The organism is Pseudomonas sp. NBRC 111124, from assembly GCF_001320245.1.
Lineage (GTDB): Bacteria > Pseudomonadota > Gammaproteobacteria > Pseudomonadales > Pseudomonadaceae > Aquipseudomonas.
Map to the genome: position 1 here is coordinate 167,380 of NZ_BCBA01000007.1, position 22,881 is coordinate 190,260.

A 22,881-nucleotide genomic window follows, 5' to 3' on the forward strand; every position below is an offset into this window, starting at 1 on the left:
GGATCAGGTGCTTCTGCGGTAGGCCAACAGGCGCAAGGCGTTGAAGACGACCAACAGTGTGGAGCCCTCATGGATCGCAACAGCGGCACCAATGCTCAAGCCCATGATGGTGGACGGAACCAGGATGGCCACAATCCCCAAGCTGACGAACAGATTCTGGTGGATGATCGATCGCGTGTGACGGCTCAGCCCCACCGCAAATGGGAGTTGCCTGATGTCGTCAGCCATAAGCGCGATATCAGCCGTTTCCAGGGCAACATCAGATCCAGCAGCCCCCATTGCGATACCAACGCTCGAACTGGCCATGGCAGGGGCATCATTGACGCCGTCACCCACCATGGCCACCTTGGCGCTAAGGCGCAGGTTTTTGATGGCCTTGACCTTGTCTTCCGGCATCAGGTCTCCCCACGCTTCATCTAAGCCAACTTGTTTGGCTACAGCCTCTGCAACGCGGTTGTGGTCTCCAGAAATCATGACCATGCGTTCGATGCCCATCTCTCTAAGCTTCTGGAGTGCCTCTTTGGCCCCCTCCCGGGGTGTGTCCAATAGCCCGATAGCGCCCAGATCCTTGTCAGCACGCCGTACCACCATGGTGGTACGGCCTGACTGACGTAGACGCTCCGCAGCCTCCAGGGCTGCCTTGCTGAGTGCGGGAATACCATTGGTACCGAACATCTCGACCTTGCCAATCCAGACGAACTGCCCATCAAGCTCAGCACGCACGCCGCGGCCAATCATGTTGCTCATGTTCTTGGCTTGGAATCGGCGCCGTGTGCCAATCATCTCTTCACCGTCACGCACAATTGCCGCAGCCAGCGGATGGTCGCTCATCGACTCCACAGCGATGGCGACGTTTAGCAGATCCTCGATCTGCGTGCCGCCTATGGGTATTACATCGGTGATACGTGGGCGCCCTTCGGTCAGGGTACCGGTCTTGTCGAATGCCATGGCATTCAATGATCCAAGCTCTTCAAGTGGCGCACCGCCCTTGATCAGCACGCCACCTCGGGCTGCCCTGGCGATGCCAGAGAGAATGGCGCTTGGTGTAGCGATCGCGAGCGCGCAGGGGCTGGCTGCAACCAGTACGGCCATCGCCCGGTAGAACGAGTCACGGAACGGCTCGTCAAGGAAAATGCCGGCAAATAGCAGCCCGACTACCAGCAGTAAAACCAACGGGACGAATATGCGTTGGAAGCGGTCCGTGAATCGCTGGGTCGGTGACTTCCTGACTTCGGCTTCACTGACCATCTTGATGACCCGCGCCAAGGTACTCTCCGTAGAGCGCCGGGTTACCTCAACCTCGATGAGCGTTTCGCCATTGATGGTACCGGCGAAGACTTTCGAGGCTGCATCCACTGCATCTGGCTTGCTGCGTGCGAGTTCGGCATCAGGAACAGGTTGCTTGTCCACGGGGACGCTCTCACCGGTTACTGGCGCCTGGTTGATACTTGAGGAGCCTACGACTACAAAACCATCGGCCGGCAGGCGGTCATTGGGGCGCACGATGACAACGTCACCGGGAACCAGCAGCTCCACGGGCATCTCCACCGTGCCATTTGCTCTGCGTACGATCGCGGTGGCTGGTGCGAGCTTGGACAGTGCCTCAATCGCTTTCTTGGCCCGCCCCATCGCGTAGCTTTCAAGGGAATGCCCCAGACTGAACAGGAACAGCAGCAGAGCCCCCTCCGCCCAGGCGCCGATGCTCGCGGCACCGACTGCGGCGAGAAGCATCAGCGAGTCGATCTCGAAGCGTTTCTGACGGATGTTGGTAACCGCTTCCTTAGTGGTGAACCATCCACCGAACACGTAGGCCGACACGTACAGAATCAGAGGCAGACGATCAATCAGGCCAAGTTTTCCTGCGAGAGCTCCGGCACCCAGGAGAGCACCACAGATCAGCGCGAAAATCAGCTCTGTGTTCATTCCAAAAATGCCGCCATGCTCATGGCTATGACCTTCATGCCCGGCTTGGTCATCAGGGCGTTCAAGCAAACTCTTCATAACTCGTCCCTTCTGGGGTCAAGGCTTCCAATTGCCCTCTGCAGTTGGGGAGCCGTCTCTGTTGGTTGGCTAAGATCTATTGCACGGTTTGCCCGAGCCCAGGCGTTAACATTTCGAAGCTATGGGGTATCGGGCGTAATAAAAAATGCCAGGCACTGCCTGGCATTTATGAATTCTCTAATTGTTCTGTTCAAATCGTTTACTACTTGTTGTTGATGCATTGCGAATACATCGAGTAACGAACAGTCTTGAGCGTGCCCTGGGAGTCCTCGAAGGTCATCAACCGTGGATAGACCTGGCAGGTACGGGGGTCCTGCGACTGACGTACGAATTTCGCAACGTCTATCTTCATGCCATATTTGTAATCCTGAATCTCTGGCATTGGCTTGCCATTTTTCTCCGCGTACTTGGCCACTGCGGTCTGGTGTTCCTTGGTGTATTGAAGCTGCTTGCTCTCGGAGAAAGTGTTGGCCTGCGAAGCCACCGAGAAAACAACAAGTGCAGCAGCGATAATTAGCTTTTTCATAAAACCCTCTCAATTTCAAAACTTCTCGGGCGTAACCTTAGCAATGCATAGGCATCACCGGCATGACGAGAAACTTACAATTTTGAAAGGTAAGTGCATCTACTTCACTTTAAACAAAAAAGCCCACAACACGTGTTGTGGGCTTCTCTTTAGCGGAGGCTGTTAGCTAACCACTTCGGCCTCGTCGCCGTCTTCATCCTTGCGGTGTGCCCAGTGATACAGGGCAGGCAGTACCAGCAAGGTCAGTGCGGTGGAGGACAGGATCCCGCCAATCACCACCGTCGCCAATGGCCGCTGAACTTCGGCACCGGTGCCGGTGGCCAAAGCCATCGGGATGAAGCCCAGGGACGCTACCAAGGCTGTCATCAGAACAGGTCGCAGACGGGTCAATGCACCTTCATCGACTGCCTGTCTGAGCGTTCGTCCCTCCTCCCTTAGCCCGCGGATGAAGGCAATCATCACCAGGCCGTTCAGTACTGCAACGCCGGACAGTGCAATGAAGCCGACACCTGCCGAGATCGACAGTGGGATGTCCCGCAGCCACAACGCCACAACACCACCGGTGAGTGCGAATGGAATACCGGTGAAGACCAGCATGCCGTCCTTCAGGTTGTTGAACATCAGGAACAACAAGGTCATGACCAGCAGCAAGGCGACTGGAACAACGATCTGCAGGCGTTTGGCAGCCGACTGCAGCTGCTCGAACTGGCCCCCCCAAGTCGTCCAGTAGCCCGCAGGGATTTGCACCTTCTTGTCCAGCGATGCGGTCGCCTCCTCAACGAAGGACCCCAGATCGCGGCCTCGAACGTTGGCGCTGACGATAACCAGACGTTTGCCGTTCTCGCGGCTGATTTGGTTCGGGCCCAGTTGCAGGTCCAGATTGGCGACCTGGGACAGCGGGATGAAGCCGATCTGATTGGCACCCTGTGCCGCATTGGCAGGTACCGGGATCAGCAAGCTGGACATACCCGCTACGTCGGTGCGAACGGTCTCTGGTAGGCGTACTACCATGTCGAACCGACGGTCGCCCTCATACAGCGTGCCGGCCTGACGGCCACCCACGGCGATAGCGATCGAGTTCTGAACATCCGCGATGTTCAGGCCGTAGCGTGCTGCTTTTTCGCGGTCAATGTTGATGGTCAGCACCGGCAGGCCGGATGTCTGCTCAACTTTCACTTCCGATGAGCCCGGGACCGCTTTGAGCGCTGCCGCGATCTTGTTGGCGGTGTTGTTGAGCACGTCCATGTCATCGCCGAAGACTTTCACAGCGACGTCACTACGCACGCCCGAAATCAGCTCGTTGAAACGCAGTTGGATTGGCTGCGACAACTCGTAGTTGCTTCCTGGAACACCCGCTGCGGCCTTCTGCACTTCAGCAATCAGCTCATCACGAGGCTTCTTCGGGTTAGGCCACTGATCCTGAGGCTTGAGCATGATGTAGGCGTCAGAGGCGTTCGGCGGCATCGGGTCAGATGCAATTTCTGCGGTACCCGAGCGTGCGAACATCCGCTCAACTTCAGGCACCTGCGCAATCACCGCTTTCTCCAGACGCTGCTGCATCTCGACAGATTGAGTGAGGCTCGTTCCAGGCACACGCATGGCCTGCATCGCAAAGTCACCCTCACTGAGGCTTGGGATGAACTCGCTACCCATACGACTTGCCAGCAAACCACTGAGCACGACCAAGGCTACTGCGGCCGAGAAAGCGATGTTCCGATGTCCCAGCACCCATTGCAGAACCGGTTCATAGCGCAGTCGAGCTGTGCGCATGACCACGCCTTCCTCTTCCTTCACCTTGCCAGTGACGAACATGGCAATAGCTGCAGGAACAAAGGTAACGGACAGGACCATTGCACCCAGCAGCGCCATCACAACGGTGAAGGCCATCGGGTGGAACATTTTGCCTTCGACGCCGGTGAGGGCGAAGATCGGCAGGTACACCACCATGATGATCAGCTGACCGAAGATCAGCGGCCGGCGAGCTTCTCGCGCCGCGGCAAAGACCTCGTGGAAGCGTTCGGTTTTGGTGAGCATGCGGCCATGCTTATGTTGCGCATGAGCCAGTCGACGGATCGCGTTTTCTACAATAACCACGGCACCGTCGACGATGATGCCGAAGTCGAGTGCCCCCAAACTCATTAAGTTGGCACTGACCTTGTTGTTGAACATGCCTGTGAAGGTGAACAGCATGGACAGCGGAATCACCATCGCGGTGATCAGAGCCGCACGGATGTTGCCGAGGAACAGGAACAGAATGGCGATAACCAGGATCGCGCCTTCCACCAGGTTCTTCTTCACCGTCGCGATGGCTTTTTCAACCAGGTTGGTACGGTCGTAAACAGTCACAGCCACCACGCCCTTTGGCAGGGTGCGGTTGATGTCCGCCAATTTGGCGGCGACAGCTTGAGATACGGTGCGGCTGTTTTCACCAATCAGCATGAACACGGTACCGAGCACGACTTCGCGGCCGTTCTCAGTAGCAGCACCTGTACGGAGCTCTTTACCGATGCTGACGTCAGCAACGCTGCTGATGCGAATCGGTGCACCATCCACACTGGTGATCACGATGTTGGCGATGTCTTCGATATTGCCTACCTGACCCGGTGCACGGATGAGCAACTGTTCACCATTACGCTCGATGTAGCCGGCACCGACGTTGGCGTTGTTACTTTCCAACGCTGCGACCAGGTCATTGAGTGTCAGCTTGTAGGTAGCCAGGCGCTTTGGATCCGGCGCAACCAGGAACTGCTTGGCATAACCGCCGATGGTATTGATCTCGGCCACACCCGGGACGTTACGCAGCTGAGGCTTGATGATCCAGTCCTGGATCACGCGCAGGTCGGTCGGGGTGTACGGCGTACCGTCCTCTTTGACCGCGCCATCTTCGGCTTCAACAGTCCACAGGAAGATCTCGCCGAGGCCGGTAGATACCGGACCCATGACGGCCTCTACACCTTCTGGCAGCTGTTCCTTCGCAACCTGCAGCCGCTCGTTGATCAACTGGCGGGCAAAGAAGATGTCAGTGCCATCCTTGAAGATCACGGTGACCTGAGACAGGCCAGAGCGAGACAGGGAACGGGTCTGCTGAAGGCCCGGGAGACCGGCCATGGCCGTTTCAACTGGAAACGTGATCCGTTGTTCGGTTTCCAAGGGCGAGTAACCAGGCGCTGCAGTGTTGATCTGCACCTGGACGTTGGTGATATCGGGTACCGCATCGATGGGCAGCTTTTGATAGCTGTAGATACCGATACCCGCCATGATCAGAACGGCGATCATTACTACGATGCGCTGCTCGATGGCGAATCTGATGATACGTTCAAACATGAGAAATCATCCTGTCAGTTCGCATCAGTGACCGTGTTCGGCAGAAGCTTTGCCGAGCTCGGACTTGAGTGTGAAGCTGCCACTGGTTGCTACCTGGGCGCCGGCTTCAATACCGTCGATGATTTCCACGTACCCATTGTCGCGGCGACCCAGTTTTACCGGGCGGGTGTCAAAGCCATCTGGGGTGCGTACGAATACCGAAGGTTTGTCTTCAACGGTCTGCACAGCGTGCTCAGGGACCGCTACGGCAACTCGATCGGTCTGGAAGGTGACCGCAATGTTTACGAACAGGCCTGGACGCCAGGCGCCGTTGGGGTTGGTCAAGGTGACGCGGACAGTAGCTGCACGGTTTTGCTCGCCCAGCAGGCTGCCGACATAACCCACCTTCCCTTCGACCTCGACGTTCATGTCAGGCGAAGAGACTTTCACTGCACGGCCAGTCGTGACCTTGCCCAGATCTGTCGGCGGAACTGCGAAGGTCGCCCAGACCTGATTCAGGTCGGAAAGGATGAAGGCGTTGGTCGCCTCGCTGACGACTTCGCCGACGGTCAGGTGTTTCTCCACTACCACGGCGTCGAAGGGAGCGCGGAGCTCGTAACGATTACCGCCAACGGAGTTAACCGAGGCACCGATTGCGCCGACCTTCTGCTTGGCGTTGGCCAAGGAGATCTCCGCTTCTTGCAGCGCTTGGCGTGCTTGGAGGTAGTCTTGCTCTGCAGAGATCTTGTCCTGCCACAGTTGCTTCTCACGTTCGAAGGTCACACGCGCCAGTTCGACGCGACGCTGTGCGGCCTGTTGTTCGCTGCGCAGGTCAGAGATCTGCTGGCTGGCGATTACCGCGAGGACTTGCCCTTTCTTGACCGTCTCGCCCAGGTTGGCCTGGACAGCCTCAACAACGCCAGGAACACGAGGAACCACGTGGGCAGTACGATCTTCGTCGAAGCGAATTTCGCCAGGGAAGCTCACGACGGTACCGAGGTCACGAGGCGCTGCAGCTTCCAGGGCAACACCAGCGGCCTTGATCTGTTCAGCGCTGAGCGTCAGCTTGCCCTCTTCTTCACCGCCCTCTTCGCTGTGGCCTTCTTCACCATGGCCCTCATCACCTTCCTCTTTGGCGGCAGATGCGGCTTTCTTTTCGTCGCCATGGCCATCGTTAGCGCCATGCTCGGCAGTACTGGCGGCCTGCTGTCCGGAACTGTTGTTCCAGGCAAGGCTGCCAAATCCGAGGGCTGCCACAGCGGCTACCGCGAGGGCGATCTTGCGTTTGTTATCCATTGCTACTCCTGCTGATCGTAGGCACCGGCTTGTTCAAGGCTGTGTGCCGAAGAAAATGTTTGGCCCGTTCAGCGAGTGCCGGCGGTTGAGCCGACTTCGCCATAAACCCTTTCCACCTGCGCACGCGCATTGGTCGCCGCTGCCAACGATTCGAGGTATTGGCCACGAGCGACGATCAAGGTGCGCTGGGCATCCAGCACTTCGATGAAACCGAATTTGCCCATCTCGAAGCCGCGGGTTGCGGTCTCTACGGCTTGTTGGGCTGAAGGCAGAATGGTCTTGTCGTAGGACTCGACCTCCTGCATGGCGGTGGACCATTGGTTCAACGCGGTTTGGGTTTCGGTGCGCAGGCGCAGCTCAACAGCATTGCGCTGGTCCCGGGCCTGATCTGCACGACGAGAAGCGGAAAGAATGTTGCCCTGGTTACGATCGAACAGCGGCAAAGGCATAGACAGGCCCACAGTGTTGACCCGCTCGCGCACAGAGCGGTCGTACTGGCTACCTACACTGACAGTAAGGTTCGGGATACGCTGAGCTTTCTCTGAGCCGAGCGAGGCATCGCTCTTGTCTATCTGCACCACGGCCTGACGCATTTCTGCTGTTTGGTCGAGCTTAGCCAGCAGATCTTCAGTGCGAGGTGGCAAGCCCGGGGAGAGGGTTGGCGATTCGAGTCGATCAAACACGGTGACTGAGCTCCCGGTAATTTGAGCGAGCTGTTGGTAAGCGGTCGCTTTTTCCGTTTCTGCACGTCGAACTTGCAGCTGGGCTTCGGCCAGTTGCACTTGAGCGCGGGTCGCCTCCACTGGGGACGACTTACCTGCGCGAACACGGCCATCGACGATGCGAAGACCGCGCTCAGTCAGTTCGAGAGATTGCTTGGCCAGGTCGAGACCTGTCTGGGCCCGCAACGCGGCGTAAAAGGCTTGGACGACATCTGCACGCAGGCCGTTAACGCGACGGTCTAACTCAAGCTGTGCGGCGGTCTGCCCGTATGTGGCGACGTCAACACGAGCCCCCCGCTTACCGCCCAGCTCAAGGGTCTGGCTGAGAGAGACAGTCGTCTGGCTGGTGTTACGACGGGTGTCTTCCACGTCATACGAGATTGTGGGGTTGGGGATAAGCCCGGCCTGCTTGCGAGCACCATCAGCGATCCCAATTTCTTGCCTGGCCGCGGCCAGGTCTGGGTTGGCATCCATGGCCGTCGAAAGCGCCTGGGGCAAGCTGATGCTTTGGGCAAGGGCTGCAGGCGCCATCAACCCAGAGATGACTGCACAGAGTGCAGCGATCTTCCAGGGCGAGACGGGGGTCTTGGGTAAGACATTGCGGTTATACCGGGGCACTTTGATGGTCCTCGTGCACAAACTTCGATAAAGCTTGGCGAGAACGCCGAAACAGCTGCCAAGCCCCACTTGATTAGGTGATGGCACTCTAATGAGCGGTAGCTATCAGAGGGGTGGCTAGAAAATTACAATTCCGTAAGAATGTCCTGTAATGCCCGAAAATACTGGGAAACCAAACCCGACACGATGATTTCGTTACAAGCAACGGAGATGGCAAACACGCGGTGCGAAGGCCCGAACAACAGGTAGATGACGAAATTGTAATTTTCCTATCACCCCCCCGTTATCTTCGGCCTGCAAATATGAGCTCGCGCTACGCTAGGCGCGCCGCCTGGTCAGAACAATTAACGACACCCGCGCCGGTAAACATAATAAAAACTGCCGTGAATCAAAGGAGCATCGGATGAAAATCAAAGTACCACTGTATTTGGCGGCAGTTTCTGCGCTGTCTGGAAGCTATGCTATTTCGGCACAAGCTGAAGACAAGCCAGAAGGCTTCATTGAAGGCAGCAGCCTTACAGTGTTGAACCGTAACTTCTACTTCAACCGTGATAACCGCGACAGCACCGCCCCCACTTACAACAGTGGCAAGGGCAATACGAACGGCTACTCCGAAGCCTGGGCGCACGCGATCATCAGCAAATTCAACTCCGGGTTTACCCAAGGTACCGTTGGCTTTGGCGTTGATGCCTTTGCCATGATCGGCCTCAAGCTCGACACCGGTGATGGGCGCAACGGCGGCCGTAGCTCCTTCGACGTGCTGCCCGTTGATAACAAGGGTGAAGCTCGCGACGAATACACCAAGGTCGGCGGCGCAGCCAAAGTCCGCTTGTTCGATACCATCGTGAAAGTGGGTGATGTCTTCCCATCGACCCCGGTCGTCGCATCGGGTGACTCTCGCCTGCTGCCAGAGAGTTTCCGCGGTGTGACCGTTGAGAACACCAGCATCCAGGGCCTTACCCTCCAGGGTGGTCGTCTGCATGCGATGAGCCAGCCGGTCTCAAGCAACCTGAACGACAACTTCGTGACGTTCTACGGCGGCCCGGTCAACTCGCCATGGATCGGTTACGGTGGCGGTGACTACTCGATCAACGACAACTGGACTGTGAGCGTCTACGCCAGCCAGCTGAAAGACGTCTGGAATCAGTACTACGCCGGCACAAGCGTGGTTTACCCGCTGAGCGACGATCTGGCGCTGATCGGTGGCTTCAACTACTACAAAGCCGTAGATGAAGGTAAGAAGCGCCTGGGTGAATTCGACAACAACATCTGGAGTGCCAAGGTCGGTGTGCGTTACGGTGCCCACACCCTGGCCCTGTCGCATCAGCGCAACAACGGCGACGACGATTTCGACTACCTGCGTCAGTCGGACTCGATTTTCGTCGACAACTCCATCCAGTACAGCGACTTCAACTCGCCGAAAGAGCGTTCCTGGATGCTGCGCTATGACCTGAACTTCACCAGCTACGGCATTCCAGGCCTGACGTTCATGACGCGCTACGCCAGAGGCTCGGGTGCGGATTACTCGAACGCTAACCAGTTCTACATGCGCACCGACGACAACGGCAACCCGCTCGACAATCAGAAGCGTTGGGAGCGTGACGTCGAAGTCAAATACGTTGTCCAAACCGGTCCGGCAAAAGATCTGTCCTTCCGGTTGCGCCAGGCAACCACGCGTGCCACTGCTTTCGAATCGGATCTGGATGAAACTCGTGTAATCATCGAGTACCCGCTTTCGATTCTGTAATTCGCTAACTGGGCCAGTTATCCATTGGCGGGTCCTGTTAGTAAAACGAGCATTACGCATTCACCTTGAGTGGCTTAAGTGCTCCTTTGGTAAAAGGTGGATATTTGGCGCCCATTGGGCGCCTTTTTTTTGCCTAAAATTCAAGTAGGCGTTCGATTGTACGCATCGCATGCCGGTGAAGTTCATGACTACACCAATGACCAGTCTCTTCAATGTGAGCGACCTCGCCGTCATCTGAGCGGAACGAAGCCAGCACAAAGAAGAAAATAACCCAATACTTCATAAGGTCAAATCACCTGCTGGAGAGAGGGCCCGCAACTGTCAAACCCAAACCGCGACAAGATATACCGCCAGACTATCAACTGTATTACCTAGAAATTACAAATCCGTCATTTGAGCCCCGGCACGCTCATTTTGATTTACCATCCCTTTCAATAATGCCGGCGCGCGTGCGCGGTTAATTGCTCAGTGATATCGAGACAAAATCCCATGCGAATTCTGGTAATTGAGGATGAAGTAAAAACTGCGGAGTATGTGCGTCAAGGTCTGACGGAATGTGGCTATGTCGTAGATTGCGTCCACACCGGGTCAGATGGATTATTCTTGGCTAAGCAGCACGAATATGAGCTGATTATCCTGGATATAAATCTGCCAGAGATGGACGGTTGGCAGGTCCTTGAGTTGTTGCGTCGTAAAAACTGCCCTTCCCGTATCATGATGCTGACGGCGAGAAGCCGGCTGGCGGATAAGGTCCGGGGGCTGGAGAACGGAGCAGATGACTACCTGATCAAGCCATTTGAGTTCCCTGAGCTGCTGGCCCGGGTTCGCGCCTTGATGCGCAGGTCAGATCACCCTGCATCCGTAGAGGTCATTCGCGTCGCTGACCTGGAGCTTGATCAGAGCCGGCACAGGGCATTCAGGGACGGTCAGCGCATTGACCTGACCACGAAAGAATTCGCGTTACTGCATTACCTGATGCGTAATACCGGTGTGGTGCTGAGCCGCACCCAAATTATTTCGCAGGTTTGGGATATGAATTTTGACTGCGACACAAACGTTGTAGAGGTGTCGATTCGAAGACTCAGAGCCAAGATAGATGACCCTTTCGAGACCAAACTGATACATACGCTTCGGGGCGTAGGGTATGTGCTTGAAAAACGATAGTTGCCAAGCTCTCTAGTACCGAAAATCCGCTACATGCTCCCGTCGCTTGCGAACTTGAGGTTTCTGTTTACGATCCGCGGCGCTGATTCCTCACTCAACAAATGAGGTAGGCTGTACATGAGGTATAGCATTGATTATCAGCAGGTTTCGCAAGGACAATCCGATGCCAGCATTGATGCCTGTCCAGCTGACATTGTCTTCAACAGCGACCATGGCCTAGCTCTTATCCCGTGCGTTGGCGATGTTATCAACCTCCCCTCTACGGCGGTCAAAGAAGGGGTTTGCGGCATCGTTAGATCAAGGATTTTCAATTATCTCAGAGGTCCTGAAGAGCTGTACTGTCACGTCAATATTCTCGTTGAGGAGGCGGACATCAATTTCGAAAGTCTCATCTCGGAATACATGCGCAATCAGTCACGTGCTCGCTCGCCTTCTTCATAAAGTCGAAGGCGGGCCAGTCCATTAATGGTTGTGTATGGGTGAGGGTTCAGCAGAGCGAGCGCCTACTGAGCACCAGAGATGAATAGTCACAGCCTAGTGGTTTAACGCGGTACTGCTGGTGTACGCAGGGCCGGACTCATTGTTTTTTGAATGGCGCATTGCAGCACATAGAAATATAAAACCCCGGAAGCAAATACGATTGCGGACAGATAAGCAAACTCAGAGTCTAAAACCCCGGAAACCATATACAATTTAATCGTGATAGAACCCATAATAATTCCGGTACAGTACATGACGCCTGTGAACTGATTGCCCAAAAAACTCAGTATGCCGCTGAAGGCATTGTTCGCACTCAACAGCATTGCTTTCAGTATCGTCCAGCCGAGAACTGGCAGAAAAGCCTTGATCATGAAGGCGAATAACATCGACGATGCAAACAGTTTTATCGGGGTTTCTGCCCACGGCTTGATGGTGCCGTCTACTTCAACGCCGGTATACAAGATGATATTCAGAATAATCGCCATAAGGGTGCATATGCCGAGGCGTATCATTTCCCGCTTAAGCGGGGCCATCATTATCACTGCGTGAATCTTGTTTCCAAAGTATCGTTTTAGTCCTTGGATCGACATTTTTCTTCCTATGCTCTCGGGTATGACGCTGTTGTAGCGTTGTATGACGGTCATGCTTTTACCCGAAGAGAGGTGACGCTTCAACGGTCCTGAATTGCGCAGGGGATCTCATGTCCTTCCCCTGGCTGGGTAGCTTGCTGAGAAATTCTCATCTACCTGCGTGGCAACGATGCGGCCACCCCGCCGCCGTCAGAGCTCTGGAGGACTGGCTGCTGTCAGCAACTCATCGAGTGACGGAACCTTAGCGTTTGCACTGAGGACGAGTGTTCTGGATCGGAGTATGGATACATCAAAGAAAGATTCGCACTCGACTCTTCCGTTTACTTCTCTCCAGTGGGTGACTTCTGGTATCAACTCATTAGGCACCGGGTATAGTGCCATAGGGTTATGGAATACCTCCACTTCAGCAGACCACGGCTCGTAGCCATATTGCGGCCAGAGCTGACCGTAGTCGCTGGACGCTACATCCAACAGAAATGGGATACCTCGTGATGCTCCCGGAGAACGGTCGAAAAACTCACCAAACCGCAAGTATCGGTACCCGTCTAGATGAGCTCCACCTGAGATCGGCACTCGGCTGAGCTTTGGCACTGTGCAGGCATTGGTGAAAATGACCGCTGAAAGATGGGCATTTTCCATTAGCGTAAATAGGCCGTTGGGGCGCCCTGATAGCAGAGATGTCTCTTCCTCCACAGTTATCAGGTGCGTACCACGATGCGCAGATGAGTGAACTGCAAAGCCATAGAGATAGCTGATGAGCGACTCCCTGCTCCACAGCATTGAACTGGGCGCATGGAAATCGGCTAAGGCCAGAATGAGCGGCTTACCCTCCACGTGCGGTAGGGATTCGTAACGCTTGTCCAATTTGTTTTGGATGGTCCTCGCAAACCTTTCTGCAGCCGCTCCTAAGAAACGCTCATGTCGGTCAGCGGGTGGGGGGACCGGCGAGGCGCCAAAATGCTCATACCGCTCTTCCGGGTTGGCTGTCACTGCTTCAACCCAGGCCTCATCTCCCAGCCTATTCTCGATGTGAAAATCGGGTGATTCTTTAGGCTGGGTGACCAAGAGTCCCTGTTCACGAAAAATCGCTAATAGGTGGGCTTCCCAGAGGCGGGTGTGAAAATTCTCAGTCTGGCAATCGGGAACCCAATTTCTGTCTGGGGATGGCAGTGCGAGATACAGTTGATTCAGCGCCCACGCCCCAATACGGCGGCTTGGATCAAATAGTGATTTGAACACCACGCTTGGTGTGCGCTTACCCATTCTGCTTAGAGGAGCACGTCGTCGTTCACCTGAAGGGAGTGGAAGCGGATGGGCTTGGGTATAGAGAAAATGGCTGATTGAGGCGCGGGCTTCGGACTCGCCAGTGGTGCACTCACCATGGCTGAGGAGCACCCACACGCTATCGACACGACGCCGCAAGGTGACAATTCCGAAGCTGCCGGAATTGATATTTCGGGTTAGAGCGGCACAAGAAATTCCGTCCTCACTAAGCCATGCCCCTACTGGCGGGCTGTCCCCAAACCCCAACCCTCGTGGAAGCGACAAAGCGATTAGATCGAACATCGGCGCAGCAATTTCTTTCATTCGCTGATCTCGGCAGCCGTCAAAATGCATTCCATCAATGCCTCGGAGCGTGCCCGCCGGCGATGGCATCGGTGGAGGTACCTATTGAAGAAGGGGGCCTTGTTCCACCAGGACATCTCGGTTGGTGAAGATGGTCTCAATGGTTGCAGCCTCGGCAGCCACATGAGTCTTTCGCGTGATCTCTTCAAGGGCCAGTTCGAGCCGGTAGTCTTGGAAATACTCGTACAGCTTTTCAGAGCTCTCGGATATCTCCTCCCCACCATTCTTCGCGAACAAGATGTGGATGATCGCTGCGAGTGGGAGAGAGATGTCGAGATCCTTCTCTTCTGCATCTGAATCCGAGTTCAAACCGTCGAAATACCTCTCCAGATGACTCTGGAGCTCCTCAAGCCAGAACTGAGATAGGTTGCTTGGAAGGGAGCTTTCAGGCCCGGTCAGAAGGACTTCATCTCTGAATAGAGCCAGCAGATTGGGGTTTGCCATGGAGGACCTCACGATTAGATTTGAGAGCAACTGGTCAGCATAGTCCACCTCAAGATGACCACCTCCTTGACGCCCATCCTGGTGCTCCTGAGCATCAGACGAGTGAATCGCCCCGAAACCTGTAGATACAAAATGACCGCTTCTCGCCGTTAGCTGCCTTTCTTGAAGGACAGCTTTGGGTCGATAGCGGCCTTCGTGGAGGTTGGTGTCTACGGGGTCGGTTTAGTCAATCTGAATCTCCGGTTTCACCTCCGTGAGGCCGGCCATCGTCATGCATCAGATCTTGATTGACACGCGTGCCGCTTTGGATAGCCTTGCAATTGAGGGCTGCAACTGCGCATTTGTCGGGCCTGGGTACCAGCATGAGCCCCCCGCAATTTTGGCAGCAGAGGAAGCTGGTTCCTCTGAAGTAGTGACGGCGGGCATTGCCAGTCGGATTCTGAACCCAAGGTCGCCAGACTAGGAGCTAAAGGATCGCTGCGACTACTCCTCATCCCTTACCGAAAAGTCACGCGTCGGTCGTAAACGGCCCTTTCCAGGCCAATCAACTTTTGTGATTGGTGAGTAGGGATTTCTCGGCTTTTCTGTGAAAAGCACCCCTTCATTTCACAAAAAAAATGGCGAAGATTCCAATTTCACGGGGTCTGGCCTATCACCTATTTTGTGAACCTACAATAGTCACCGTTCACATACAACCAACGATGATCACGCGGCGGTGCGTAAAGGTGGCGAGCACGCCAGTCGGTCACCCAGTAGCGGTCAGCGCGATAACGCGGTTCCACAACGTAGCCACGGTGCCATTGTTGATGAGGCGTGGGCATGCCCGCTTCAGGTCGGAAGTTAGGGTTGTGGTAGGCCGGGTACCGACCATTGTCATGGCGGTCGTGCCGATCGGGTTGGCCGTGTGGCGGGTTGCCCTGACGGGATGGGCCACCGTCATAGTGGTCCGGGCCCGGTTGAGCGAAGCTGGCCAAGGGTGTGCTGAGCACAAGCGCGGCGCAGAGTACGGTTAGGGCTTTCTTCATGTGCTGATCCTCTGCCTGTATACGCCCGGCAGCTAAATGCGGCTGCCTGGTGCGGTTGACTGATCAGACCACAAAGTTTTCCACTTAATGTCAGGGCGGAGGTAAAGGTCGGGTAAAGGTCGGATGGTTACAAACCAAGGGCTTTCAAACGGCGGTACAAGGTTCGCTCACTCAGGCCCAGGTGACGGGCCAGCTCACTGCGTGATCCTTGGAATTGCTCCAGCGCGTGCGCGAGATCACCCAGATCGTTTCGGCCTCGGCTAATACCCGGTGCCTGCTGTGGCCCTACATCTTCCGGCAGGTGTTCAGGTCGGATCAGCCCGTCATCGGCAAACAGCCGAGCCCTTTCTAAAATGTTGCGCAACTCACGGATGTTCCCCGGGAACCCATGCAGCTTGAGTTGTTTCAGCGCGTCCTCAGTCAGGCTCGGTGTGGGCTTGCCAGCCATACGTTGCAGCAGGCTCTCAGCCAGCAGCGGCAAATCTTCCACACGCTCGCGCAACGCCGGCAGGCGGATCGGGAAGCCGCTGATGCGGTAATACAGATCTTCCCGGAACGTCCCTTCACCCACCATTTTCTTCAGCGGTTTATGGGTCGCCGACACCAGGCGGAAATCCGAGTGCACGGTGCGCAGGCTGCCAACCGGGCGGAAGCTTCCGGACTCAATGAGGCGCAGCAGTTTGACCTGCATCGCCAACGGCACCTCGCCAATTTCGTCGAGGAACAACGTGCCGCCGTGAGCAGCCTCGGCCAAGCCGATCTTGCGTTGGTTGGCGCCGGTGAATGCGCCTTTCTCGTAGCCGAACAGCTCGCTTTCCAACAACGACTCGGTCAGGCCGGTACAGTCGACGACGACCAGCGGGCCATTGGCCCGTGGGCTGCCCATATGAATGGCGCGGGCGAACAGCTCCTTGCCGGTGCCCGACTCGCCCTGGAGCAGCACAGGAATCTGCGCGGGTGCCGCCCGCTGCAGGCTGGCCAATGCGGTCTTGAAGGCAGGCGCCCGCCCGACCAGCCCTTGTTCTTGAGGTTGCGCGGACGCGAGGGTGATGCTGGTGAGGCGTTCGACGAAGGCGACCACCCTGCCCTGTTCATCGAGGATTGGCCGCAGCTCCACATCCACGTGTTCGGGACCACGCGGCGTGTGATGAATGTGCAGCACACGCTCGGGCACTTTGCTGTCCCATGCCTTGCGCATCGGGCAGTGCTCGCCGGCCTGGTCACATGGCACGGCATAGTGATGCGACACCCGGTGGCACTTCTCGCCCAGCGGTGCCTGCTCGTCCCGACCGAACTGCCGGCGATAAGCCGCGTTAGCCGCGAGGATGTTGTACTCGGTGTCCAGCACGATGGTAGGCAGGGCATCGTGCTCAAGGTAGGAAACCAGAGCTAGGATGAGTGGATGATATTCAGGCATGACGGCACCGGTTGGATAACCTGGCGCAGGGTAACAAGGACTGCCAAACACTGCCATTGGCTGACAGTCGACTGCCATCGGTACTGCCACCTGCTCTGACAGCCATGACCAGTGGCCCGTATTCATTGATCTCGATCTGGAAAAGTGCCTGGCATGCATCTTGATAAACCTCCTCCCACTGCCTACGCCTGTACAAGGCGCGGCAGATAATCTGGAGAACGTGATGATCATCGGCAACAACCTGCACGTGGACGCCTTCTACGATGATGCGACCTCGACCATCAGCTACCTGGTCATGGACCGTGAAACCCGTCAGTGCGCACTGATCGACAGCGTACTGGACTACGACCCCAAATCTGGGCGCACCTGCACCGCCTCGGCGGATTGCCTGATCGAGCGCGTGACGGAACTGAACGCCAACGTGCAGTGGGTGCTGGAAACCCACGTGCACGCCGACCACCTCTCGGCCGCCGCCTACCTCAAGGGCAAGCTCGGTGGCCACACGGCCATTGGTGCGCACATTACCCAGGTGCAGAAAGTCTTCGGCACGCTGTTCAATGCAGAGCCTGGCTTCGCCCGCGATGGCAGCCAGTTCGACGTGCTGTTTGAAGACGAGGAAGGCTTCCGGATCGGTAACCTGCATGCCCGAGCACTGCATACCCCGGGGCATACCCCGGCGTGCATCAGTTATATGGTCGTGGACGCTGGCGAGACGGCGGTGTTCGTCGGCGATACCTTGTTCATGCCTGACTATGGCACCGCTCGCTGCGACTTCCCCGGCGCCGATGCCCGTACGCTGTACCGCTCGATCCGCCGGCTACTCGCCTTCCCCGACAAGACCCAGCTGTTCATGTGCCACGACTACCTGCCAGGCGGGCGCGAGATGCAGTTCGTCACCACGGTGGCCGAGCAGCGCGCCAGCAATATTCATATCCACCAGGGTGTCGATGAAGACAGCTTCGTAGCCATGCGCGAAGCTCGCGACAAGACCCTCGACATGCCTGTGCTGATCCTGCCTTCGGTGCAGGTCAACATGCGCAGTGGCCAGTTCCCGGAGCCAGAAGAAAACGGCGTGAGCTACCTGAAAATCCCGCTGAACAAGCTTTGACTGCCCTGCCCCTTTACCAGAAATTCCAGGATTGACTGCCATGCCTGCCAATGCCGACCACCACAAGGTGGTCATCGTCGGTGCCGGTGCCGCCGGTATCGCCACTGCCTCCAGCCTGATCGCCCGCGACCCGTCGCTGGACATCGCCCTGATCGACCCTGCCGACGTGCACTACTACCAGCCAGGCTGGACCATGGTCGGCGCCGGCGTTTTCAAAGCGCCGAGCACCGCCCGCACCATGGCCTCGGCCATCCCGCGGGGCGTTCGCTGGATCAAGGCTTCTGTCCAAGGCTTCGACCCGTCAGCCCAGCTGGTCATGCTGGAAGGTGGCCGCGCCATCAGTTATGAACAGCTGGTGGTCTGCCCTGGCCTCAAACTCGACTGGGAGGCCATCGACGGGCTCAGCGAAACGCTCGGTCGCAACGGTGTCACTTCCAACTATCGCTACGACCTGGCGCCCTATACCTGGGAGCTCGTGCAAAAGCTCAAGCAAGGGCGTGCCCTGTTCACCCAGCCACCGATGCCAATCAAGTGTGCAGGCGCGCCGCAGAAGGCGCTGTACCTGTCCTGCGACCATTGGCTGCGCAGTGGTCGGCTGGGGGATGTAAAAGCCAGTTTCTTCAATGCTGGTGCCGTGCTCTTCGGCGTACCCGACTATGTTCCGGCCTTGATGGCTTACATCGACAAGTACGGCGTGGACCTCAACTACAGCCATCGCCTGGTGGCCGTGGATGGGCCCAATCGGCGTGCGACCTTTGTTCGCACGCTACTCGACGGCAGCAGTGAAACCCGCATTGAAGCTTTCGACCTATTGCATGTGGTGCCGCCACAGGTCGCGCCGGACTTCATCCGCCAGAGCACCTTGGCCGACGCGGCCGGCTGGGTCGATGTCGATCCGCATACCTTGCGCCATCGCCAATTCGGCAACGTTCATGCGCTGGGCGATGTGGCCAACACCAGCAACGCCAAGACCGCCGCAGCTGCGCGCAAGCAGGCGCCAGTGGTTGCCAACAACGTACTGGTAGCGCTGGGCCGCCTTCCTACTCTGGCCCAGTACGACGGCTATGGCTCCTGCCCGCTGACCGTCGAGCGCGGCAAGATCGTCCTGGCCGAGTTCACCTATGGCGGCAAGGTCGCACCGAGTTTCCCGCGCTGGCTGCTCGATGGGCGCCAGCCGACACGCCTGGCCTGGCTGCTCAAGGCACGGATACTGCCGCCCTTGTATTGGCAGGGGATGCTCAAAGGCCGTGAGTGGATGGCGCGCCCGCAACCGTTGGACGCCGAGGCCGCACAGTGATCGAGCATCAGCTGCTGGGCGCAGGCCTGGGCGCAATCATCGGTGCGGTGCTGGCGCTGACCGGCGCGGGTGGTGGCATCCTGGCAGTTCCACTGTTGGTGTTCGGGCTTGGCCTGTCGATGGTCGAAGCGGCGCCCATCGGTTTGCTTGCCGTGGGGCTTGCTGCGGCAGTGGGGGCGGTACTCGGCTTGCGCGAAGGGCTGGTGCGTTATCGCGCGGCCCTGTTCATCGCCTTGATCGGCATCGCCGCGGCGCCGTTCGGCCTGATGCTGGCGCACCGGTTGCCCAATGCACCCTTGGCGCTGGTGTTCGCAGGCGTGCTGATCTACGCCTGCCTGCGCATCTGGCGCAAGGCGGCCAAAGAGCTGCGCGGCGAAGGGAGCGACGCCCATCGTTACATCGAGCCCTGCGTGCTGAACCCGCTGCAGGGGCGCTTGCGCTGGACGCTACCTTGCGCACGCGCCCTGGCATTTACCGGGGCGATGTCCGGCTTGCTTTCTGGCCTGCTGGGTGTGGGCGGCGGCTTTGTGATCATCCCGGCCTTGAACCGCTACACCAACCTGCGCATGAAGAGCATCGTTTCGACATCGCTGGCCGTCATTGCACTGGTTTCCACGGGCAGTGTGGTCAGCGCCAGCCTGGCCGGGGTGATGCACTGGCAGATCGGTGCGCCGTTCGCCATCGGTGCGGTGATCGGCCTGCTCCTGGCCAGGCCATTGGCCACCCGCATTGCCGGCCCGCGCCTTCAGCAGCTGTTTGCCGTGGCCGGTTGGCTGGCGGCCCTGTTGCTGGCCAGCAAAGCGCTATTCGGCTAGCAGCTGATCCTGTTCCGCCGCGCACAGCGCCAGCAGGTAGTCCCACACCACCCGCAGGCGCACCGACTTGTGCAACTCACGGCGGGTACAGATCCAGTAGCTGCGCTGGATGGTCTCGCTGGGCAGCACACGCACCAGTGTCGGGTCGTGTCGAGCCATGTAGTTGGGTAGCACGGCGATGCCCAGCCCTGCGCGGGCGGCGGTTTGCTGGGCGATCACGCTAGTGCTGCGGAAAGAAACATTCGGTGCGCGGCAGAAACTGTTGAGAAACAGCAGTTCCTGGCTGAACAGCAGATCATCGACGTAGCCTATCCAGTTGTGCCGGGCCAGGTCCTCGCGGTTGCGCAGGGGTGGCGCCCGGTCCAGATAGTCTTGGCTGGCGTACAGCGCCAGGCGGTAGTCGGTGAGCTTGCGGGTGATCAGCAGGTCGGCGTTAGGCCGCTCCAGGTGAATGCTGATCTCGGCCTCGCGGTTGAGGATGCTGACGAAGCGCGGTACCGCCACCAGCTCCACCTCCAGCCCTGGATAGCGGGCAAACAGCTCGCTCATGCGTGGGGTGAAGAACATGATGCCGATGCCTTCGGTAACCCCCAAGCGAATCTTGCCCAGCGGGGTAATGGCCTGAGTGATCTCTTCCTGCGCCAGCAGGGCCACGTTCTCCATGGCTTCGGCGTGCTTGAGCAAGGCTTGCCCCGACGGGGTCAGTTCATAGCCCTGGGCATGCTGCACGAACAGTGGCGTGCCCAGGCTCTTTTCGATGCTGTCGATATGGCGGGCGACGGTGCTGTGGGTGGTATTGAGGCGCTTGGCCGCGCTGAGCAGGCGGCCACTGCGCTGCAACTCGAGGAAAAACCGCAGATCGTTCCAGTCGAACATGCTGATCCTTAGGGCTGTGCTAAAACGCACAACGGCTGCGTAAAATCTCGTGTTTCCTTGTCGAAATTACTCACTAAGATGGATCGGGACAAGAATAATAATCAGGCGCGAGGTTGCACATGCCGTCAGCCGATTCTGTATTCGACTACGTGGTCGTGGGTGCCGGTCCCGCCGGCTGCCTGCTGGCCAATCGTTTGTCCGCCGACCCTTCCAGCCGCGTCCTGCTGCTCGAAGCCGGTGGCCGCGATAACTACCCGTGGATTCACATCCCCGTCGGTTACCTTTACTGCATCGGCAACCCCCGCACCGACTGGTGCTTCAAGACCGAAGCACAGCCCGGCCTGGGCGGTCGTGCACTGGGTTATCCACGGGGCAAGGTGCTCGGCGGCTGTTCTTCGATCAACGGTATGATCTACATGCGCGGCCAGGCTGCCGATTACGACCATTGGGCCGAGCAAGGCAACCCGGGCTGGGCCTGGAACGATGTGCTGCCGTTGTTCAAGGCCAGCGAGAACCACTTTGCCGGAGCCAGCGAACACCATGGCGCCGAGGGGGAATGGCGAGTCGAGCGCCAGCGCTACAGCTGGCCGATCCTCGATGCCTTCCGCGACGCCGCCGAGCAAAGCGGCATTGGCAAGGTCGATGACTTCAACACTGGCGACAACCAAGGCTGTGGATACTTTCAGGTCAATCAGCGCAGCGGTGTGCGCTGGAACGCCTCCAAAGCCTTTCTGCGGCCGATCCAGGACCGCCCCAACCTCACTGTGCTGACTGGCGTTCAGGTAGACCAGGTGCTGTTGAACAACACCCGTGCCCGCGCGGTTAAAGCCTTTTGGCAAGGCGCCTGGCATGAGTTTGCTGCGCGCCGCGAGATCATCCTTTGCGCTGGCGCCGTAGGGTCGCCCGGTATCCTCCAGCGCTCCGGCATTGGCCCGCGCAAGCTGCTCGAAAGCCTGGGTATCGGTGTGCGCCACGACATGCCCGGCGTCGGCGGCAACCTGCAGGATCACCTGCAATTGCGGCTGATTTACCAGATCCGCAACACCCGCACGCTCAACCAGATGGCCAACAGCCTGTTGGGCAAGCTGGGCATGGGTCTGCGGTATCTCTACGACCGCAGTGGCCCACTGGCCATGGCGCCGAGCCAGTTGGGTGCCTTCGTGCATTCTAGCCCTGAGCAGGCCACACCCAATCTGCAGTATCACGTGCAGCCGCTTTCACTGGAGCGCTTCGGCGAGCCGCTGCACCCGTTCCCGGCCTTCACCGCGTCGGTGTGCAACCTGCGTCCAGCCAGCCGCGGGCGCATCGATATCCGCAGTGCAGACATGAACAGCACGCCGCAGATTGATCCCAACTACTTAAGCGACCCCCAGGACCTACGCGTGGCCGCCGACGCCATCCGCCTGACCCGACGCATCGTCCAGGCGCCTGCCCTCGCCGCTTTCGACCCCAAGGAGTATTTACCAGGCCCGTCCCTGCAAACCGAGGAAGAACTGTTCGAGGCGGCCGGCAAGATCGGCACCACCATCTTCCACCCGGTCGGTACCTGCCGCATGGGCAACGGCGACCTCGACGTTGTGGATAACCAGCTGCGCGTGCACGGCATCCCCGGCCTGCGTGTGGCCGACGCCTCGATCATGCCGCAGATCACCTCCGGCAATACCTGTTCCCCCACCCTGATGATCGCCGAGAAGGCGGCGCAACTGATCCTCAAAGGAGCCGCCACCCAGACCTACCTGAACGAAGACGCAGTACCGACCCCCTGACCCGGGAGCGTGCAACACCGGCAGCTGGCGGTCACAAGCTGCCGACAGTGGAACAACAAG

At 57.9% G+C, this 22,881-nt stretch carries 18 protein-coding genes; 7 read left to right on the plus strand and 11 right to left on the minus strand.

Translation table 11 applies throughout. The features are described 5' to 3' along the window. Nucleotides 1–3: 3 nt before the first annotated feature. From APH28_RS04420 to APH28_RS04440, 5 genes are all read right to left on the minus strand, one after another. Nucleotides 4–2,001, minus strand: a complete 1,998-nt coding sequence (locus APH28_RS04420) for a heavy metal translocating P-type ATPase (protein ID WP_010951452.1) — start codon at nucleotides 1,999–2,001, stop codon at nucleotides 4–6. Between the two features lie 202 nt (nucleotides 2,002–2,203). Then, nucleotides 2,204–2,527 carry a DUF2790 domain-containing protein gene (locus APH28_RS04425; RefSeq protein ID WP_003253432.1) on the minus strand — a complete coding sequence of 108 codons (324 nt, stop codon included), beginning with the start codon at nucleotides 2,525–2,527 and terminating at the stop codon, nucleotides 2,204–2,206. 162 nt (nucleotides 2,528–2,689) lie between these two features. Then, the gene (locus APH28_RS04430) at nucleotides 2,690–5,851 is read right to left on the minus strand and encodes a CusA/CzcA family heavy metal efflux RND transporter (RefSeq protein ID WP_010951454.1); all 3,162 of its coding nucleotides are present in this window, start codon (nucleotides 5,849–5,851) and stop codon (nucleotides 2,690–2,692) included. A 24-nt stretch (nucleotides 5,852–5,875) separates the two neighbouring features. Next, nucleotides 5,876–7,126, minus strand: coding sequence for an efflux RND transporter periplasmic adaptor subunit (locus APH28_RS04435; protein WP_012269854.1), 1,251 nt, complete (start codon nucleotides 7,124–7,126; stop codon nucleotides 5,876–5,878). Between the two features lie 68 nt (nucleotides 7,127–7,194). Continuing rightward, entirely contained in the window at nucleotides 7,195–8,466 is a 1,272-nt protein-coding gene (locus tag APH28_RS04440; protein WP_010951456.1) for a TolC family protein, read from the minus strand. A gap of 403 nt (nucleotides 8,467–8,869) precedes the next feature. Between APH28_RS04440 and APH28_RS04445 the strand changes: the two genes are divergently transcribed. From APH28_RS04445 to APH28_RS04455, 3 genes are all read left to right on the plus strand, one after another. Next, nucleotides 8,870–10,213 carry an OprD family porin gene (locus APH28_RS04445; RefSeq protein WP_003253422.1) on the plus strand — a complete coding sequence of 448 codons (1,344 nt, stop codon included), beginning with the start codon at nucleotides 8,870–8,872 and terminating at the stop codon, nucleotides 10,211–10,213. A 489-nt stretch (nucleotides 10,214–10,702) separates the two neighbouring features. Next, a complete protein-coding gene (locus APH28_RS04450) occupies nucleotides 10,703–11,377 on the plus strand; it encodes a heavy metal response regulator transcription factor (RefSeq protein ID WP_003253420.1) in 675 nt (224 codons plus the stop codon). A gap of 117 nt (nucleotides 11,378–11,494) precedes the next feature. Then, entirely contained in the window at nucleotides 11,495–11,818 is a 324-nt protein-coding gene (locus tag APH28_RS04455; protein WP_010951457.1) for a hypothetical protein, read from the plus strand. A 101-nt stretch (nucleotides 11,819–11,919) separates the two neighbouring features. Here the strand turns inward: APH28_RS04455 and APH28_RS04460 are convergent, their stop codons facing one another. The 5 genes from APH28_RS04460 to APH28_RS04470 all read right to left on the minus strand — a co-directional run bounded on the left by APH28_RS04460 (nucleotide 11,920) and on the right by APH28_RS04470 (nucleotide 16,959). Next, entirely contained in the window at nucleotides 11,920–12,447 is a 528-nt protein-coding gene (locus APH28_RS04460; RefSeq protein WP_012269855.1) for a hypothetical protein, read from the minus strand. 189 nt (nucleotides 12,448–12,636) lie between these two features. Then, nucleotides 12,637–14,034, minus strand: a complete 1,398-nt coding sequence (locus APH28_RS27800; protein ID WP_223296393.1) for a hypothetical protein — start codon at nucleotides 14,032–14,034, stop codon at nucleotides 12,637–12,639. A gap of 81 nt (nucleotides 14,035–14,115) precedes the next feature. Then, complete coding sequence (locus tag APH28_RS04465; RefSeq protein WP_012269857.1) at nucleotides 14,116–14,517, minus strand: hypothetical protein; 402 nt, start codon at nucleotides 14,515–14,517, stop codon at nucleotides 14,116–14,118. Nucleotides 14,518–15,173: 656 nt separating this feature from the next. Next, nucleotides 15,174–15,542, minus strand: coding sequence for an RcnB family protein (locus APH28_RS27805; RefSeq protein ID WP_082432260.1), 369 nt, complete (start codon nucleotides 15,540–15,542; stop codon nucleotides 15,174–15,176). Nucleotides 15,543–15,669: 127 nt separating this feature from the next. Further along, entirely contained in the window at nucleotides 15,670–16,959 is a 1,290-nt protein-coding gene (locus APH28_RS04470; RefSeq protein WP_060507771.1) for a sigma-54-dependent Fis family transcriptional regulator, read from the minus strand. 223 nt (nucleotides 16,960–17,182) lie between these two features. On the opposite strand from APH28_RS04470, the gene APH28_RS04475 reads away from it, so the two are divergent. Genes APH28_RS04475 through APH28_RS04485 form a run of 3 tightly spaced genes read left to right on the plus strand, consistent with a single transcriptional unit; the run spans nucleotide 17,183 to nucleotide 20,179 of the window. Next, nucleotides 17,183–18,067, plus strand: coding sequence for an MBL fold metallo-hydrolase (locus APH28_RS04475; RefSeq protein WP_060507772.1), 885 nt, complete (start codon nucleotides 17,183–17,185; stop codon nucleotides 18,065–18,067). A gap of 40 nt (nucleotides 18,068–18,107) precedes the next feature. After that, nucleotides 18,108–19,364 (plus strand): FAD/NAD(P)-binding oxidoreductase, encoded by a 1,257-nt coding sequence (locus tag APH28_RS04480; RefSeq protein WP_371263062.1) that lies wholly within the window; start codon nucleotides 18,108–18,110, stop codon nucleotides 19,362–19,364. Further along, entirely contained in the window at nucleotides 19,361–20,179 is an 819-nt protein-coding gene (locus APH28_RS04485; protein WP_060507774.1) for a sulfite exporter TauE/SafE family protein, read from the plus strand. The genes APH28_RS04480 and APH28_RS04485 overlap by 4 nt, the downstream gene beginning before the upstream one ends. Here APH28_RS04485 and APH28_RS04490 read toward each other — a convergent pair. After that, entirely contained in the window at nucleotides 20,168–21,055 is an 888-nt protein-coding gene (locus APH28_RS04490) for a LysR family transcriptional regulator (protein WP_060507775.1), read from the minus strand. The genes APH28_RS04485 and APH28_RS04490 overlap by 12 nt on opposite strands. Nucleotides 21,056–21,174: 119 nt before the next feature. Between APH28_RS04490 and APH28_RS04495 the strand changes: the two genes are divergently transcribed. After that, the gene (locus tag APH28_RS04495; protein ID WP_060507776.1) at nucleotides 21,175–22,821 is read left to right on the plus strand and encodes a GMC family oxidoreductase; all 1,647 of its coding nucleotides are present in this window, start codon (nucleotides 21,175–21,177) and stop codon (nucleotides 22,819–22,821) included. Nucleotides 22,822–22,881: the final 60 nt, after the last annotated feature.

Excerpts from the sequence above, each read along its gene's own strand:
- APH28_RS04420 (WP_010951452.1), bottom strand. The coding sequence starts at position 2,001 with ATGAAGAGTTTGCTTGAACGCCCTGATGACCAAGCCGGGCATGAAGGT.
- APH28_RS04425 (WP_003253432.1), bottom strand. The coding sequence starts at position 2,527 with ATGAAAAAGCTAATTATCGCTGCTGCACTTGTTGTTTTCTCGGTGGCT.
- APH28_RS04430 (WP_010951454.1), bottom strand. The coding sequence starts at position 5,851 with ATGTTTGAACGTATCATCAGATTCGCCATCGAGCAGCGCATCGTAGTA.
- APH28_RS04435 (WP_012269854.1), bottom strand. The coding sequence starts at position 7,126 with ATGGATAACAAACGCAAGATCGCCCTCGCGGTAGCCGCTGTGGCAGCC.
- APH28_RS04445 (WP_003253422.1), top strand. The coding sequence starts at position 8,870 with ATGAAAATCAAAGTACCACTGTATTTGGCGGCAGTTTCTGCGCTGTCT.
- APH28_RS04450 (WP_003253420.1), top strand. The coding sequence starts at position 10,703 with ATGCGAATTCTGGTAATTGAGGATGAAGTAAAAACTGCGGAGTATGTG.
- APH28_RS04455 (WP_010951457.1), top strand. The coding sequence starts at position 11,495 with ATGAGGTATAGCATTGATTATCAGCAGGTTTCGCAAGGACAATCCGAT.
- APH28_RS04460 (WP_012269855.1), bottom strand. The coding sequence starts at position 12,447 with ATGTCGATCCAAGGACTAAAACGATACTTTGGAAACAAGATTCACGCA.
- APH28_RS27800 (WP_223296393.1), bottom strand. The coding sequence starts at position 14,034 with ATGAAAGAAATTGCTGCGCCGATGTTCGATCTAATCGCTTTGTCGCTT.
- APH28_RS04465 (WP_012269857.1), bottom strand. The coding sequence starts at position 14,517 with ATGGCAAACCCCAATCTGCTGGCTCTATTCAGAGATGAAGTCCTTCTG.
- APH28_RS27805 (WP_082432260.1), bottom strand. The coding sequence starts at position 15,542 with ATGAAGAAAGCCCTAACCGTACTCTGCGCCGCGCTTGTGCTCAGCACA.
- APH28_RS04470 (WP_060507771.1), bottom strand. The coding sequence starts at position 16,959 with ATGCCTGAATATCATCCACTCATCCTAGCTCTGGTTTCCTACCTTGAG.
- APH28_RS04475 (WP_060507772.1), top strand. The coding sequence starts at position 17,183 with ATGATCATCGGCAACAACCTGCACGTGGACGCCTTCTACGATGATGCG.
- APH28_RS04480 (WP_371263062.1), top strand. The coding sequence starts at position 18,108 with ATGCCTGCCAATGCCGACCACCACAAGGTGGTCATCGTCGGTGCCGGT.
- APH28_RS04490 (WP_060507775.1), bottom strand. The coding sequence starts at position 21,055 with ATGTTCGACTGGAACGATCTGCGGTTTTTCCTCGAGTTGCAGCGCAGT.
- APH28_RS04495 (WP_060507776.1), top strand. The coding sequence starts at position 21,175 with ATGCCGTCAGCCGATTCTGTATTCGACTACGTGGTCGTGGGTGCCGGT.